This window comes from Vibrio sp. 03_296 (genome assembly GCF_002265885.1).
Window position 1 is genome coordinate 62,429 of record NZ_NPKW01000118.1, and the last position, 15,425, is coordinate 77,853.

14 protein-coding genes are annotated in these 15,425 nt (G+C 48.9%); 6 read left to right on the forward strand and 8 right to left on the reverse strand.

Features of this window, described 5'->3' with window-relative positions; genetic code table 11:
• Positions 1–141 precede the first annotated feature (141 nt).
• Entirely contained in the window at positions 142–1,551 is a 1,410-nt protein-coding gene (gene rimO, locus CIK04_RS14415) for a 30S ribosomal protein S12 methylthiotransferase RimO (RefSeq protein WP_045609994.1), read from the forward strand.
• Positions 1,552–1,638: 87 nt separating this feature from the next.
• On the opposite strand, the gene CIK04_RS14420 is transcribed toward rimO, so the two are convergent.
• The gene (locus tag CIK04_RS14420; RefSeq protein WP_017791431.1) at positions 1,639–2,226 is read right to left on the reverse strand and encodes a LysE family translocator; all 588 of its coding nucleotides are present in this window, start codon (positions 2,224–2,226) and stop codon (positions 1,639–1,641) included.
• Between the two features lie 121 nt (positions 2,227–2,347).
• Here CIK04_RS14420 and CIK04_RS14425 point away from each other — a divergent pair, with 121 nt between their 5' ends.
• The gene (locus CIK04_RS14425; RefSeq protein WP_026050595.1) at positions 2,348–2,788 is read left to right on the forward strand and encodes an Lrp/AsnC family transcriptional regulator; all 441 of its coding nucleotides are present in this window, start codon (positions 2,348–2,350) and stop codon (positions 2,786–2,788) included.
• Here CIK04_RS14425 and CIK04_RS14430 read toward each other — a convergent pair.
• On the reverse strand, positions 2,785–3,972 hold the full coding sequence (locus CIK04_RS14430) for a hypothetical protein (protein ID WP_097352470.1): 1,188 nt from the start codon (positions 3,970–3,972) through the stop codon (positions 2,785–2,787). The two genes, CIK04_RS14425 and CIK04_RS14430, sit on opposite strands and share 4 nt — an antisense overlap.
• An 84-nt stretch (positions 3,973–4,056) precedes the next feature.
• On the reverse strand, positions 4,057–4,695 hold the full coding sequence (gene pcp / locus CIK04_RS14435) for a pyroglutamyl-peptidase I (RefSeq protein WP_097352471.1): 639 nt from the start codon (positions 4,693–4,695) through the stop codon (positions 4,057–4,059).
• A gap of 430 nt (positions 4,696–5,125) precedes the next feature.
• Here pcp and CIK04_RS14440 point away from each other — a divergent pair, with 430 nt between their 5' ends.
• Complete coding sequence (locus tag CIK04_RS14440) at positions 5,126–6,307, forward strand: lytic polysaccharide monooxygenase (protein WP_097352472.1); 1,182 nt, start codon at positions 5,126–5,128, stop codon at positions 6,305–6,307.
• Positions 6,308–6,426: 119 nt separating this feature from the next.
• Here CIK04_RS14440 and CIK04_RS14445 read toward each other — a convergent pair whose 3' ends face one another.
• On the reverse strand, positions 6,427–7,095 hold the full coding sequence (locus CIK04_RS14445) for a porin family protein (RefSeq protein ID WP_097352473.1): 669 nt from the start codon (positions 7,093–7,095) through the stop codon (positions 6,427–6,429).
• A gap of 254 nt (positions 7,096–7,349) precedes the next feature.
• Positions 7,350–7,952, reverse strand: a complete 603-nt coding sequence (locus tag CIK04_RS14450; protein WP_097352475.1) for an HAD family hydrolase — start codon at positions 7,950–7,952, stop codon at positions 7,350–7,352.
• A gap of 214 nt (positions 7,953–8,166) precedes the next feature.
• Here CIK04_RS14450 and CIK04_RS14455 point away from each other — a divergent pair, with 214 nt between their 5' ends.
• Positions 8,167–9,789: a methyl-accepting chemotaxis protein gene (locus CIK04_RS14455; protein ID WP_097352476.1), complete on the forward strand. Its 1,623-nt coding sequence runs from the start codon at positions 8,167–8,169 to the stop codon at positions 9,787–9,789.
• A 68-nt stretch (positions 9,790–9,857) separates the two neighbouring features.
• Here the strand turns inward: CIK04_RS14455 and CIK04_RS14460 are convergent, their stop codons facing one another.
• Complete coding sequence (locus tag CIK04_RS14460) at positions 9,858–10,403, reverse strand: hypothetical protein (protein ID WP_039547932.1); 546 nt, start codon at positions 10,401–10,403, stop codon at positions 9,858–9,860.
• 117 nt (positions 10,404–10,520) lie between these two features.
• Positions 10,521–11,300: an EAL domain-containing protein gene (locus CIK04_RS14465; RefSeq protein ID WP_097352477.1), complete on the reverse strand. Its 780-nt coding sequence runs from the start codon at positions 11,298–11,300 to the stop codon at positions 10,521–10,523.
• Positions 11,301–11,518: 218 nt separating this feature from the next.
• Between CIK04_RS14465 and CIK04_RS14470 the strand changes: the two genes are divergently transcribed.
• Both CIK04_RS14470 and yghU read left to right on the forward strand, forming a co-directional pair.
• Positions 11,519–12,946: an NAD-dependent succinate-semialdehyde dehydrogenase gene (locus CIK04_RS14470; RefSeq protein WP_097352478.1), complete on the forward strand. Its 1,428-nt coding sequence runs from the start codon at positions 11,519–11,521 to the stop codon at positions 12,944–12,946.
• A gap of 153 nt (positions 12,947–13,099) precedes the next feature.
• Entirely contained in the window at positions 13,100–13,957 is an 858-nt protein-coding gene (gene yghU, locus CIK04_RS14475) for a glutathione-dependent disulfide-bond oxidoreductase (protein ID WP_094867307.1), read from the forward strand.
• Between the two features lie 137 nt (positions 13,958–14,094).
• Here the strand turns inward: yghU and CIK04_RS14480 are convergent, their stop codons facing one another.
• The gene (locus CIK04_RS14480) at positions 14,095–15,420 is read right to left on the reverse strand and encodes an HD-GYP domain-containing protein (RefSeq protein WP_046029616.1); all 1,326 of its coding nucleotides are present in this window, start codon (positions 15,418–15,420) and stop codon (positions 14,095–14,097) included.
• Between the last annotated feature and the right edge of the window lie 5 nt (positions 15,421–15,425).

Consider the following 15,425-nt stretch of genomic DNA (forward strand, 5'->3'; position numbering starts at 1 on the left):
CAGTTATAATTCGCGCTCGCGATACCTAAGCGGCTTTTAACAAGTAACAGAAGCCTTTTAGCTATCGATTTTTCACCAGCAAACAGTGGCGATTCGATCACTGATGACTGGCACCAATCAACACTGGAAGCAAAGCAAGTAATGACAGTTCAAACGTTTACGCCAAACCAAACCACGACGTTGGATACGGCCAAAAAAACCATCGAGCAACAGAGCCAAGAGTTAACGCCAAGCGGCGGCAACAAAATCGGCTTCGTCTCATTAGGTTGTCCCAAAAACCTCGTTGATTCTGAACGAATCCTGACGCAACTTCGTACCGAAGGCTATGAAATCGTTAACAGCTACCACGATTCGGACGTGGTGATCGTCAACACTTGTGGCTTTATTGATAGTGCGGTTCAAGAGTCGCTCGACACCATTGGCGAAGCGCTAAAAGAGAACGGCAAAGTGATCGTGACCGGTTGCTTGGGCGCGCGTGAAGATGAAATTCGCGAAGTGCATCCGGGCGTTTTAGGCATTACGGGTCCACATGCGTATGAAAACGTGTTAGAGCACGTGCATCAGTTTGCACCAAAGCCAGAGCACAACCCGTTTACCAGCCTCGTGCCTGATCACGGCGTGAAGCTGACGCCAAAACACTATGCGTACCTAAAAATATCGGAAGGCTGCAACCACCGTTGTACCTTCTGCATTATTCCGTCGATGCGTGGTGACTTGGTCAGCCGCCCGGTGGGAGAAATCCTCAGTGAAGCCGAACGCCTGAAAAACGCAGGGGTGAAAGAGCTATTGGTGATCAGCCAAGACACCAGTGCCTACGGTGTGGACAGCAAGCACAGCCTTGGTTTTGCTAACGGTTCACCTGTGCGTCAAAACATCAAAGCGCTGAGTGAAGAGCTGGGCAAAATGGGTATTTGGGTGCGCTTGCATTACGTTTATCCCTATCCACACGTTGATGATCTGATCCCGCTGATGGCGGAAGGAAAAATCCTGCCTTACTTGGATATTCCATTCCAGCACGCCAGCCCGAATGTACTCAAAGCGATGAAGCGCCCTGGCCGTGCGGAACGCACGCTCGATCAAATTAAAAAATGGCGTGAGATCTGTCCTGAGTTGGTGATTCGCTCAACCTTTATCGTTGGTTTCCCAGGTGAGACGGATGAAGATTTCGAGATGCTGCTAGAGTGGCTAAAAGAAGCGCAATTGGATCGCGTGGGCTGTTTCAAATATTCGCCAGTAGAAGGCGCGGCTGCAAACGACATTGACGATCAGATTTCGGAAGAAGTGAAGCAAGAGCGTTTTGATCGTTTCATGCTGGTTCAACAAGAAATCAGCGCAGCGAAGCTGCAAAAACGCATTGGCAGCACCATGAAAGTGATCATCGATGAAGTGGACGAAGAAGGCGCGATTGGCCGCACCTACGCGGATGCCCCAGAAATCGATGGTTTAGTTTACCTCAACGGTGAAACCAGCCTCAAAGCGGGTGAGTTAGTGGACGTGCTTATCGAGCACGCTGACGAATACGACCTGTGGGGCGCGTTGGTTCGCGCCTAACTTCACGCCTAACTTCACCGTGTTAAGTCACACCGACAAAGAGCCGATGATTCGGCTCTTTGTTTTTCTGTCACTCTCTTTCTACGGCTAGTTGAGCATTGGTAACGTTGATAACAGTAGCAGCAACGCCATGCTGATATTAAAGCTCCTTACTCGGGTATGCGTGGTGAGCCAGCGCTGTAACTGAGTTCCAGCCGCGGTCCAAAAGCTGACCGAAGGCAGATTGGCCAAGATGAATACCCCAGCGATCAAAGCCAATTCCCACCATTGACTCCCCGTGCTGTAAACGCTGACTGCCGTCAGCGCCATGGTCCAGCCTTTTGGGTTCACCCACTGAAAACTTGCCGCTTGCAAAAAACTCATCGGCTTAAAATCTTTTCGCTCACTGGCTTTGCCGCTGAAGGCAATCTTCGCCGCCAGATAAACCAAATAGCTCAAACTGAGGTACTTAAGAATTTGGTGCGAGAGTGGGTAGCTGTGAAACAGCCCCATCAAACCCACACCAATGAGCATCACCATCACCGCAAAGCCAAGCGTAATACCGAGCATGTGAGGAATGGTACGAACAAATCCGACATTAGCGCCGGATGTCATCAACATAATGTTGTTGGGACCGGGGGTAAACGTTGATACAAAGGCAAACAGCGCCAAGGCGCTAAGCTGAGACAGCTCCATTTTTCTCTCCTACACGTTGATAATTGTTTTCTGACCGGTCAACACAATCATAGGTAGTTATCATCGCAATTTTGTGCTTTTATTTGTTCACCAAACAAACAGTGCGCAAGAAAATTTCACCATGGATAGATTTGACGAAAAAATATTGCACGCCCTCAAGCGAGATGGCCGAATTTCCAATGTTGAGTTGTCAGAAAGAGTTGGGCTTTCCCCTTCTGCCACTTTGCGCCGCGTGCAGGATCTAGAGCGAAAAGGGGTTATCAAGGGGTATCGTGCGGTATTGGACAGCAACCAATTGGGGATTGGTTTTGTTGCCTACGTGTCGATTGGTTTGGCATCGCACAGCAAAAAAGCGCAGCAAGAGTTTGAAGATCACGTCCGCTTCGTTGACGAAGTCGTCGAATGCCATAACATTACCGGTGCCAATGAGTATTTGTTACGGGTAGAAACCAAAGATCTCGTCGCGTATAAGAAGTTTCACGCCGATGTGCTGGGTGAGTGCGAGCAGGTAAAATCCATCACCACCATGGTCGTGATGGATTCGCCGAAAGATGAGCGTTAGAGGTATTTCTCAGCCAATGCTTGCCATTTCTCTTCGCCGATAATGGCTTGCAGTTGGGTGATGATCTTAGCGTTGAACTCGGCTTCACGTCCCAACTCGATTTGCTGCCATTGATCCAGCGAAGCTCCGTGGGTTTGCAGAGCCTGATCCAGCGCGTACCAAAACGCCGCGCCCTTGAAGTAAAACAGTGGATAGTATTGGCGGTTACCTTGCTCAAGCACTTGGTGCTCAGCCTCATATAGCCCTGTATCAGCAAATGGGTATTTCTGCGCAAATTGTTGCCACAGAGCCTCTGGTGACTCGAAAGTGATCTCGGTGTTCATCAGAGACTTGAGGGCGTAGTACTCTGCCAAGCTTTCTGATTTCCAAAGAGAATTTTTCCTCTTATCCATATAGTGAATCGACTCGTGCGCGGAAATTTTGAGCAAGAGCTGCAACGACTCATCGGTCAGTTCCCCTTGGTCAAGTAAGCTGTTCACTAGCAGCATGTTAGTGCCTGCCGCGCCACCTAAACTTCCAGCGTTTTTGTCGCGTTTGAAGAACGCCAACTCCCAACCCGCCATGTTTGATTGAGGAAAAACACGGTGTAGATAGGACAACTGCTTCTGCATCGTCGGCAGCCAGCGTTGCTGCGCGTCGATCATCTTGGCATCCTCGACATGGACACGAACGTGCTGACCAGAGATAGGGATTAGGGCGGTATCCATGCCCCAAACTAAAAAAAGTGGCGGAAGTGTTGGGTTGGGCAAGGTATAGCAGTGTTGGTCGGGCGTGCAAACTAAGGTGATGTCGGCCTGCGGGATACGAGGCAAGGTGTCGTATTCTGAGACGAAATACCACCCCTGTTGCGGTGAGTAGCTGTCGTTTTGATTCGACGGTTCAAACCCTTGATCGGGCACTTTCTCAGCCGTGGTTTGCCATTCAATTCTGTCACACTCGACCTCGGTTCCATATTGAATGGAGGTGAAGCGTTCATCTTGTAAGCAAGAAAGCGCTGGTGGCATTGCTGATGTCAGGCTGCGAGGCGGTTCCACCGTAAATTTGCCCAAGTTGCGAGTATTGGCGCTAAAGCGCAACTGATCCTCAGAGGTTGGGCTGACGCGAATGTGATAGTTAACCTCGTTTGCCATAGTAAACGACGAAGCCAATACCGGTAGTGCAAAAACGAGTAAGCGTGTATGCATAAAGGGGTCATTCTCTTTTGCTTTGGAGACGCCTATATGACTGCACTGATTTCACTCTGTTCCCTTTGCATTGTCATTATTGCGTTAACAGATCGTGCCGCCCGTGAGTTTGGTGTCTTGTTCTGTTTCAAGACAGGTCATGATCATCATTTCCAAGCCACGTGCCAATGTCTCTAAACTCATACTTGGTTGATTGGAAGCAGAAGCTTGCTCTGGCAACAGAGGGATGTGGATAAATCCACTGCGAATGGGGCGCGCTTGCAAGTAGTGTTGAATGCCATAGAACAAATGGTTGCAGACAAATGTGCCAGCACTGTGGGAGAGCTGGCAAGGTATTCCCGCTTGTTGCAGCGCATGGGTGATCGCCTTCACAGGCAAAGTCGAAAAATAGGCCGCAGGGCCTGTTGCTATGATCGGCTCGTCCACCGGTTGATGACCGGCATTGTCTTCAATGCGATAGTCATCCAGATTAATCGCCACTCGCTCGGGTGTAATGGCTGCGCGGCCAGAAGCTTGGCCAATCATGAACACCAACTCAGGCTCGTGTTGTTCAATGGCCTCGATGACGGTCGAGATAGATTGATGACGAACAACAGGCACTTGGCAGCCAATGATTTCTATGTTTGTCCGCTCTTTCTGAGTGAGTACCTTGACCAGTTCAAGGGAGGGATTGAGCGATTCGCCGCCAAACGCTTCAAATCCGGTGACTAGTATCTTGCGCATGGATAACTTCCTTAAAAAACCGCTTTGCACTATGCATCAAATCCGTCGGCTTGCCAACGAATCCTCTATAAACCTCGCAGACTCAATTTGAAGTGACTCGAAAATGTTTGTTACACCGATCACCGTGCTACAAAACGTCTGGAAAGCAGGTAGCAAACTCGCGACAAAAACACCCGACAATTTGCCCTATCCACACTATGAAACAGACATCCTGCTAGCTTTATTACACCCGAATAAGATCGGGATTAGAGGTTCTGTTACCCAAACTACGGGGAGTTGCAGGTGGGCGGCTAGTGAGTGAATCCTTATGAGCATAGAATGGCTATGTGATAGGGGGAGCGAGCGTAGCCAACGCCGCGGTGACATCAAGTAGGACGGGTATACTCTCCCGTATGCCGTAGAGGGAGTGACAATCACAAAAGGAAATAGGATGAAAAAAGCACTTTCTTTTTCGCTGGCTAGCGCCAGTGTTCTTGCCGCGTTAAGCACCTTTCAGGTTCAGGCTCATGGTTGGGTTGAATACCCAAGTGCCAGACAAAATACCTGTTATGAAGATGGCGGTTTTTGGACCAACGAGATCCCAAACCAAGCGTGTCAGGCGGCGTTTGATGCCTCTGGCGCTTACCCATTTGTGCAACGCAGTGAAATTGCCGCGAACGTACCAAATTACCGCGATATGGCGCATGTCAAAGCCATCGTTCCAAATGGCGAGCTTTGTTCTGCGGGTGATTCCGCCAAAGCCGGGTTAAACATCCCTTCACCCTATTGGCAGCGCACGTCAATCACACCAGATGCCAACAATCAAATCGAACTGGTGTTCTTTGGTAAAGCGCCGCACAACCCATCTTACTGGGAATTTTATTTAACCAAGCCGAGCTACGATGCGTCATTGCCGTTAACCTGGGATGATCTCGACTTGATTGATACTGCTGGGGACATCGTGGTGGATGAACAAAAACGCTACCGCATGAAAGTGACCTTCCCGGCGGATCGCAGTGGCGATGCCATTCTCTACACTCGTTGGCAGCGCATTGATGTGGTTGGCGAAGGTTTTTATAATTGCAGTGACATCACCTTGAGAAGTGGAGGCACTACGCCGCCTACAGACCCAACCGATCCACCAACGGAACCAGGTAACAACCTCAGCGTACTTGGCTATTTCGTACCACAAGGTTTTGGCCCTGTTGAATCCGGTGATACGGTTCGCTTGCGTACCTTTGACGCAACTGGTGCTGAGCTAGTGGACATCTCATTGGCTATTTCTGCCAACAACACCGGCACTTGGGCTGCGGAGCTGGCGGGGCAATTTAATGGTCAACAAAATAAAGATTGGTACATCGGCATTTGGCACCAAGAGATGAACCACTACATGTACGACAGCAGCAATCTGTTTGCTAACCAAGTGCATGCACCTAGCGCGAACTTTAGCTACGCGCTTTCGTTGATCAAAGCGGATACCACGCCTCCGACGTTACCTACCAACGGTTGGAGCAAAGATAAAGTGTATGTCGCGGGTGATGTGGTTAGCCACAATGGCCGAGAATGGACTGCGCAATGGTGGACTACGGGTGAAGAGCCGGGGACGACTGGCGAGTGGGGCGTTTGGCGTTAAGGCATTGTTATGCTTCAACACTGAGGAGGCTGCGGCCTCCTTTTTGCTTCTTCGTTTTTATTTCTTAGTTTTTTCGTAGCATCAAGTATCAAATACGCCACCTCCTTGTGGCCACATCGTTAGATGTCGAACAACACGCCAATTTTGATGGCTTGCTGATCAAACTCTTTCGCAATTTCAGGACTATCGACGTTGAGTGCATCCGTCAGATATTGGTAAGAGAGCGTCATCGAAAAGCGTGGTGTGAAATGCCATTCACTACCTACTTCAATACCACTGTGTACCGTGCTATTGCGCGTTTTTTTGCGCTCATTGCTCGTCAGGATCAGTGAGTTGTCAATATAAGACGCCGTGTATTTGTCCCAATCAGTGCTTGTGGTGGTGTAGTGCAGTGTTGGCTTTCCGTAAAGGCTGAGCTTATTGGCCACACGCCAAGAAAACTTAGGACCAATATTGAGATTGAGGCTTTGGGTTTCTAAAGAAATGATCGCTCTCTCCAGATGACCTTCACCGTAGGAATAGCTCACGGTTTGGTTGATAGGGTTAGCCAACCAATACGATACGCCCGCTTCCAGTGCCAACCAATCGATAAATTGATAACCCAATGTGGCACCAATGCCAACACCCACTTTTTTAGGGCTCACATCGTAGCGGTAATCTTGCTCGAGATCGTCACTCTGATAGGAATAAAACGAAACGCTTTGGTCGGTACCAAGGTAAAAACCTTGCTTAGCCAAAGCGATAGGTGATGCCAGCAGTAGGCAAGCGGCCAAAGTATGTCGCTTCATAGGAAACACTCTTATGCAATGAAAATGAAAAAACGCGTTACACCCCTTAGCACTGAGTTGTTCAGCGATTCAGAAGATTCAGATAACGCGGAATATGTTTTGTGTATTTTTAAGGTGGTGAATTATAGGTATTTGAAATGTGTTTTGAAGGCAAGCAGCGGAAAAACAGTGTTTCCATTTCGCAACAATGGGGTGGGCGGAGAGGCTGTGCCCGATATGGCTAGCGAGAGCGAGCTAAGAGCGAATGACATCGATCACCCCTCCGGCGCAACTCTCTCCCATTGAAAATACGCTTCGTCTGCCAGAGCCAGCATTGGGCGATCTTCATCGGTATCGCCATAGGCATAAATGCGCGGGAATTGGTCGATATCGCAATGCGCTTTGACTCTGGCGACTTTGCGGGTTTTGCTGCAATCGCCATTGAGGTAGGTGCCAGTTAACGTGCCGTGGTGGACTCTTATTTCGCTGCAAAGCAGTTCAATACCTTGGTTTTTACACCAAGGCGCAAGGTAAAGGTCGAGTGAGGCGGAAACCAAGATAATACGGTCGCCTTTGGCTTGGTGCCACGCCAGTTTTTCCATCGCTTCCACTCGGAGGTAATGAGGAATCACCTCCGCTGCAAAATGCTCCCCCAGTTGTTGCAGTTGGTGGGCATTACGGCCACAAAAAGCCACCCAACTGGCAATCGGGCGCATCACATGTGCGGGCAACAGCTTGAGTTTGTACAGGGCATAAAACGGCATGATCGCGAGCCGACCTAGCCATTTTCGCTTGGGAGACGCAGAGTGTTTCAAAAAGAGCGAAAACATATCTTCATGAGTGATGGTGCCATCGAAATCAAACAGGGCGAGATGCATGCGAATACCTAAGCGAAGGGGATACCTGTTTATAGTGAGAGGCGATCAAAAGCGCAAGCGTTTCTGTTGTGTCATAGCAGTATCGCTTTATTTTATGAGTTTGAGTCACTCCTGACTCAAATATAAATTGAGCAGAAATTAAACTTTTATATCAGTCATAGAATGGAAAATGGCTTTTCCAGACAATATGCCTAAACAGTAATTAGGTAATGATATGAAAATTCAACACAAGCTGACGATTCCCGTTGGCATTATTTTACTGACGTTTTTAGTCGTCTCATTTATTAATTATTCCTTATCCGAGAAACAAGCCAAAATAGCCGACGATATTAATAACGGTATGTATCCGGTGGTGATGAGCTTAGAAGATGCCTATCGAGACTTATACCAGTCAAGCAATGCGGTGCAAGGTTGGCTGCTGGCTTCATCGCAGGATGAAAAGAACTACCATCTCGGGGAGTTTAAAGAAAATGCCTACAAAGCCATTCCGCGAATGAAGAAAGTACAGCAATTAATTGATGCGCAGCTCATTCCTCGCGCAATGCAAGGGGAGCTTAATAGGTTGGTGAAAATAACGCAGAGTTGGATCGGATTGTATGAACCGATATTTAATCAGCCTGATTTAGCGGAGCATTATTACGCCAACAATCAGCAAAACATTCACGATGAGTTTGTGCTGATGCGTGCTCAACTCAAAACCCTGAGTAATGCCATTGATGATGAGTTGATGTTGCTCAATCAGCAATATGTTGAACGCCAGAACTTTGTCGACAACGTGATCCTCATTGGTCTGGCGGCGGTGGTGATCAGCGTGTCGTTTGCCTACTGGGTGATTCAGCGTTTTGTGATGAAGCCGATGCGTCAAATTCAGGTGGCGATGCGCGATATTGCCGAGGGGGAAGGGGATCTTTCTCGCCGTATCGACATTAGCAGCCACGATGAGTTGGGCGAGCTCGCGCACTCCTTTAACCAATTTACCAGCCGCATTCACAACACCATTGGAGAGGTGGTGGCGGCAACGCAAAGCGTGCGCAGTGACATGCATTTGATTTTGCAATCGACACAGCAAATCAGCCAGTTTTCTCATGGGCAGCAACAAGAAAGCCACACCGTGGCTGCTGCAGTGAATGAAATGCAGGCGACCAGTCAATCCGTGAGTGATAGCGCAGGTGAAGCGGCGCAGTCGAGCTTCCTTGCGAGTGAGCAGGTAGAGCAAGCTCAGCACACGGTGCAACAAACGGTGGAATCGATCGAGCATTTGTCGGACGAAATTGAAAGTGCGACGCAAGTGATTCACCGACTGGACTTACAGGTAAGTAACATCGCTTCGGTGCTTGATGTGATTCGTGGCATTGCCGACCAAACCAATCTGTTGGCACTCAACGCGGCGATCGAAGCGGCGCGGGCGGGAGAGCAAGGGCGAGGTTTTGCGGTAGTCGCGGATGAAGTGCGCTCTCTGGCGAGTCGTACTTCTGACAGTACGGGTGAAATACAAGCGATGATAGAACGCTTGCAGCAAGGCGCTCAGGAGGCGGTCGTGGTGATGTCACGCAGTGCCAATAGCCGTGAAGAAACGCTACATCGAGCGAGCAACGCGACCGATTCATTAGGCCAAATAGGGGCTTCCATTGTGCATATGAACGACATGAACAGTCAGATTGCCTCTGCAGCGACTCAGCAAAGTGCCGTCAGCGCCGACATAAACCTGAATGTGCAGAACATTGCTGACAGTTCAAAACAGATGGTCAGTATGGTGGCGCAGGTGCAACAAGCCTGTGAGGGACTCGATGAGCAATGCGCACAGTTAGATACCCTGCTGGGAAGATTCAAAATTTAATCATTAGAGAGACAAATGCAGCGCTGAAAAACAATACTTTTCAGCGCCTTAGTGTTAGAGCAGGAAGTTCATTCAATTTTGGTGTAGTGATCCACCGCAAAGCTAAAAACAACCTTAATCATAAAAAACAGCGAACAGGCTAAAAACCAAGGCTCTAATGGCAGCAACAGGAGCAGTAATAAGCCAAAACACATCAAGCAGGCTGAGACAAACAGTTGCAAACGATGGCCGTTGAGTGAGTTCACCACCAGAGCCGATGTAATTGTGTAAACCCAGACCATCCAAGCCAACAGTATCGATTCTCCGAGCAGCCAAGCAATCGCAATAACATGGAAATGGATGGCGATGAACATGAAACGGCTGCTGCGTCGAGAGGCGTAATACAGGTTGGTGCCTCTCGTAAAATTAGCAACACAACCAGCAAGTACATCGACGATGAGAATGAAGCCCATCGCCACCTGCCAAGTAACCTCTGGCGAAGATGGGCGATACAAGACCCCATAAATTGCGGCACTTCCTACAAAAGCAAAAGCGAAGATGGAGACGATCTCCAATAGGGATTGTTTTTCTCCCAAGACTTCATGTAGGGATTTGGGGATGGGAATTTCTGCCATTTTTCATTCCTTTTCAGTTTGTACTCGATGGTGATGGATGTTCAACATCGCATGTTGTTGATCGAATAAGTGTGAGAGTGCGCTTCATTCCCCTTCCTCTATGGAGATGGGAGGATCTTAAAAAGAGCGTTCAAACGCACTGAAGTTGGGTTGTGGCAGCGACTCAAATCCCGGTTTACTGATCAAATAACCCTGAACAAGAGAGATACCCATTGCTCTCAAGCACTCAAGCTCTTCTGCATTTTCTACCCCTTCAACTAACGGGGTGATGTTCAAATCCTTCAACATCGCAATGCAGTGTTGAACAATTTGCTGTCGTTTATCATCGCGATGAATATTGCGAATCAAGTGCATGTCGAGCTTGACAATGTCGGTTTGAAAATCGCTCAACAGGTTTAGCCCTGAGTAGCCCGCGCCAAAATCATCAATCGCGGTTAAGAATCCGAGTGATTGGTAATATTCGACCACTCTTCTTACATGGTTAGCATCTTCGTATTTTTCGACTTCAGTAAACTCAAACATGATGTTTTCGACAGGAAAGTTGAACCGTTTAGCGGCTTCGAGTGTGGTTCGGATGCATCTTTCTGGTTGATAGATGGCGTTTGGAAGAAAGTTGATACTGAGCTTTGTTTTTAAATTCAATTTCGCAGCCCATTCTATCGCTTTGACTCTACAAGCTTGGTCAAATTGGTATCGGTTTTCATCACACACTTTAGACAACATGCTCCACGCGCTTTCACCATTAACGCCTCGAACGAGCGCTTCGTAAGCAAACACTTCCTTACGCACAATATCGACAATCGGTTGAAAGGCCATCGAGAATTCAAAACTTAGGGATTCATGAGCTTGGCAGCGTGCACAGCCAATAACGTTGGTGTCCAAATTATCACTATTCATATCAGTCTCTTACAAGTTTGAGCTTCTAAGGGTTTTACTTTAAAAGATTAGCACTGTTTTTGTCAGGAGAACGTTTTTCTCAGCCATCCCGTTTTCGCACCACTAGGAATCACGATGATTCGGCGTATAGTGTCTTCGCTTAGGCCCTCTATAATTGGGGCATCGACACTGAGTGCCGTGCAGGTGTACGGCATTCCCACGCTCAATAGGAATCCAGTATGAATTCATTATTCAGGCAGCAATGTTATCTGCTCGGTGAATGGCGCAGCGCGCCGCAAACCATGACCATTACCAATCCTTTTAACGATGAAGTGATTGGTACGGTGCCGAATATGGGGGAAAAGGAGACCCAAGAAGTGATCGCGGGTGCAGACAAAGCGTTTCAGCAGTTTAAAGCACTCACGGCACAAGAACGGGCCAATCTACTGCATCGTTGGCATCAGTTGATCCTCGAACACTGCGATGAGTTGGCCCACATCATGACGTTGGAACAAGGTAAGCCATTGGCAGAAGCGAAGGGAGAAGTGCTTTATGCCGCCAGTTTTATTGAATGGTTTGCTGAAGAGGCACGCAGAGCCTATGGGACGCTCGTGCCGAGCCATAAAGCAAACGCCAAGATTTTGGTGACCAAAGAGCCGATCGGCGTGGTGGCTGCGATTACGCCTTGGAACTTCCCCGCGGCGATGATCACCCGCAAATGCGGCCCAGCGTTTGCGGCGGGTTGCCCGGTGATTTTAAAACCCGCGCCGGATACACCTTTCACCGCACTTGCACTGGCTGTGCTGGCAGAAAAAGCGGGTTTTCCTGCTGGGGTATTTAACGTGATCACCGGCGATGCGGTCGCGATTGGTGGCGAACTAACGAGTAACAAGCGCGTTCGTAAATTATCGTTCACGGGCTCAACGCCGGTAGGAAAACTGCTGATGCGTCAATCGGCAGACAACATCAAAAAGCTCTCGCTTGAACTGGGTGGCAATGCCCCGTTTATCGTCTTTGAAGATGCCGATTTGGATGCCGCCGTTGAAGGGGCAATGATCGCCAAATTCCGCAATGCTGGGCAAACTTGCGTCTGTGCAAACCGCCTTTATGTTCAGCGCTCGGTTTATTCTGAATTTTGTCAAAAACTGGTGGCGAAAGTCTCGGCGCTTAAAGTGGGCAACGGCTTTGAGCAAGGTGTCAATATTGGCCCGTTAATCAACGATGCCGCAGTCGCTAAGGTGGTGCAACACGTCGAAGACGCCCAAAGCAAAGGGGCGCAAATTGAATGTGGTCAACTACCCACGGCAGGCAGTCGACTTGTGCAGCCTTTGGTGCTCAGTGGCGTGACGGATGAGATGCTGGTGGCGCAGGAAGAAACCTTTGGCCCAATGGCGCCACTGTTTGTCTTTGATAGCGAAGAGGAAGTGCTGGAGCGTGCCAACAACACCGATTTTGGCCTTGCCGCGTACTTCTATACACAATCACTCTCACGAGCTTGGCGCGTGTCGGAAGCGCTTGAAGCGGGCATTGTCGGTGTCAATGAAGGATTGATTTCCACCACGGTTGCGCCGTTTGGTGGCGTGAAAGAATCGGGCTTAGGGAGAGAAGGTTCATTCCTTGGCATGGATGATTACATGGAAAGTAAGTACATCCTGATGGGGTTATAAAAGGCGTGATTGAGGCGGGTAGTGAGCTCAGAAAAGATATATAACCGATCGTTCTAGTTAAGACGAGTTTCGTTGGAAAGTATTCCTTTTAATTTGAGGTCTAAGGACTGATATTAAACAGGTAATTACCTCCAAACCAAAAAAGGACACATCATGGCAAATACCTATACTCCTCCAGCAGTCTGGACCATGAATGAAGAAAACGGCGGTCAGTGGGCGAGCATCAACCGTCCAGATTCGGGTGCGAGATTTGAACGCGAGCTGCCAGTTGGCTCACACCCACTCCAGCTTTACTCTATGGGTACACCCAATGGTCAGAAAGTGACCATCATGCTGGAGGAGTTGTTGGCTCTTGGCGTGAAAGAAGCCGAATACGATGCGCACATCATCAAGATTGGCGATGCGGATCAGTTTTCGTCAGGCTTTGTCGCGGTGAATCCCAACTCAAAAATTCCCGCCTTGGTTGACCGCTCCGCAGCTGAGCCAATTAATGTGTTTGAATCGGGCCATATTCTGGTTTATCTCGCCGAGAAGTTTGGCAAGTTGTTGCCTACAGATTTAGCGGCGCGTACTCAAGTCATGAACTGGCTATTCTGGCTGCAAGGTTCAGCGCCTTATCTGGGGGGCGGTTTTGGCCATTTCTACGCTTATGCGCCAGAGAAGTTTGAATACCCGATTAACCGCTTCACCATGGAAGCCAAGCGTCAATTAGACGTGCTGGATAAGCAATTGGCGAAACATCGTTATCTCGGTGGTGATGAATATTCGATTGCTGACATTGCGGTTTGGCCTTGGTATGGCAACCTTGTGCTGGGCAAACTGTACAATGCGGCTGAGTTTTTAGACGTGGCGAGCTACCAGAACGTGGTGCGTTGGGCGAACGACATTGAACAACGTGACGCAGTAAAACGTGGCCGTATCGTCAATAAAACCTGGGGCGAATCGTGGGAGATGGTGGAAGAGCGCCACAGCGCCAGTGACATCGACCAAGCACTCGCAACGCAACCTTAACGCTCTGTCTTTCTCATCATTGAATTGGTGAGAGCAGTCAACAGCAATAAGCCTCTCCTAGATTGGAGGGGCTTTTTTATCGGTTTTCTTTTATCGATTTTGTTATGACGTTTTTATGGCTCTTCTTCGATGCATGTTTATTGCGAATATACGAGTGAGCTCGCTTCATCAACCGATGTTTCTCCCTCAGAGACCTTCAACGACAGCGCCGTACTCATGGCATAGCAGTGGTTTAAGTTCTGCTCGAGTTTTGCGTACACATCGCCATCCAACTGGTTTTGTTCCACCATTGGCCACATGATGTCGGTGATCTCTTGTGGCGACAACTTGCTTCGATAGGGACGGTTTTGCGACAGGGCTTGGAAAACATCGGCAATCGCAATGATGCGTGATGGTAAATCAAGTTGCTCAGCGGTTTTGTTGTACGGGTAGCCACTGCCATCGAGCCTTTCATGATGATTGGCCGCCCACTGGGCGATATTGGAATGAGGGAAAATCATATTGAGTGCGACGGCGGTATCAACGGTATGACGCTTAATGTGGATGTATTCGATCTCACTCAGTGGCCCTTCTTTGTGCAAGATGCTATCGGGCGTTCTCAACTTGCCAATGTCGTGCACCAAACCTGCAACGTAAATCAGCTTGCTGGTGGATTTGGGAAGGCCCATTTGCAGGGCTAAGTACTCACTTAACTCGGCCACTTTTAAGGAGTGTTGGTACGTAAACGGGCTTTTCGCATCGACGATGCCAGCAATAAAACGGCCCAGTTGAATCAGAGCGGAAATCGACAGATCTTGATGTAACCATTTCAATTGGCTAAAAGAGAACGGGACGGTTTCGATATGGGTTGAGTCCATCGCAAACCAAAAACCATCTCGGTGGATCAGTGTGACCAACGCGTCAACAAAGGTCGGGCAGAAGAGTGTGCCACGGTAAAAATACAGTTCCTCACTGATCGCCTTTTTGTACAAGGTGATGAGATCTGGTTGGGTATGACTTAAGTATTTGGCTCGCAAGAAGTCTAGCCGGTCGGCTAAGTAAATGAGCGCGGCGACATCTTTCTCATAGGGGCTGATTGGCGCGTGCTGCAAATGGAGCCAATCGGTATGGTGATAGAGAATGATGTTGGCAAACTGCGCCAGCATATCGCATTGTTCGAGGGCTTGAAAACCCACTCGGCAGTGCTGCTCGCTTTCGCTGGGGATCATGTCGCTGATGAGATGCGAATGTTCCGCCGTCTGGGAGACGCCACAGTCGTGAATTAAGCCCGCTAAGAAGCTGAATTCTTGTTTCTTTTTCTCCCAACCAAGCAGTTTTGCACACTCATACGCGGTGTAAGCGACTCTATGGTTGTGGTGAAGATCGTCCATACCGACATAATCTAAGGCACGTGCCACCCAGATCAACGCGTGTTTGAGATCCACGCAAAACGGTTCATGCATTGCAGGTTTGATCGCTTCCATTGTCG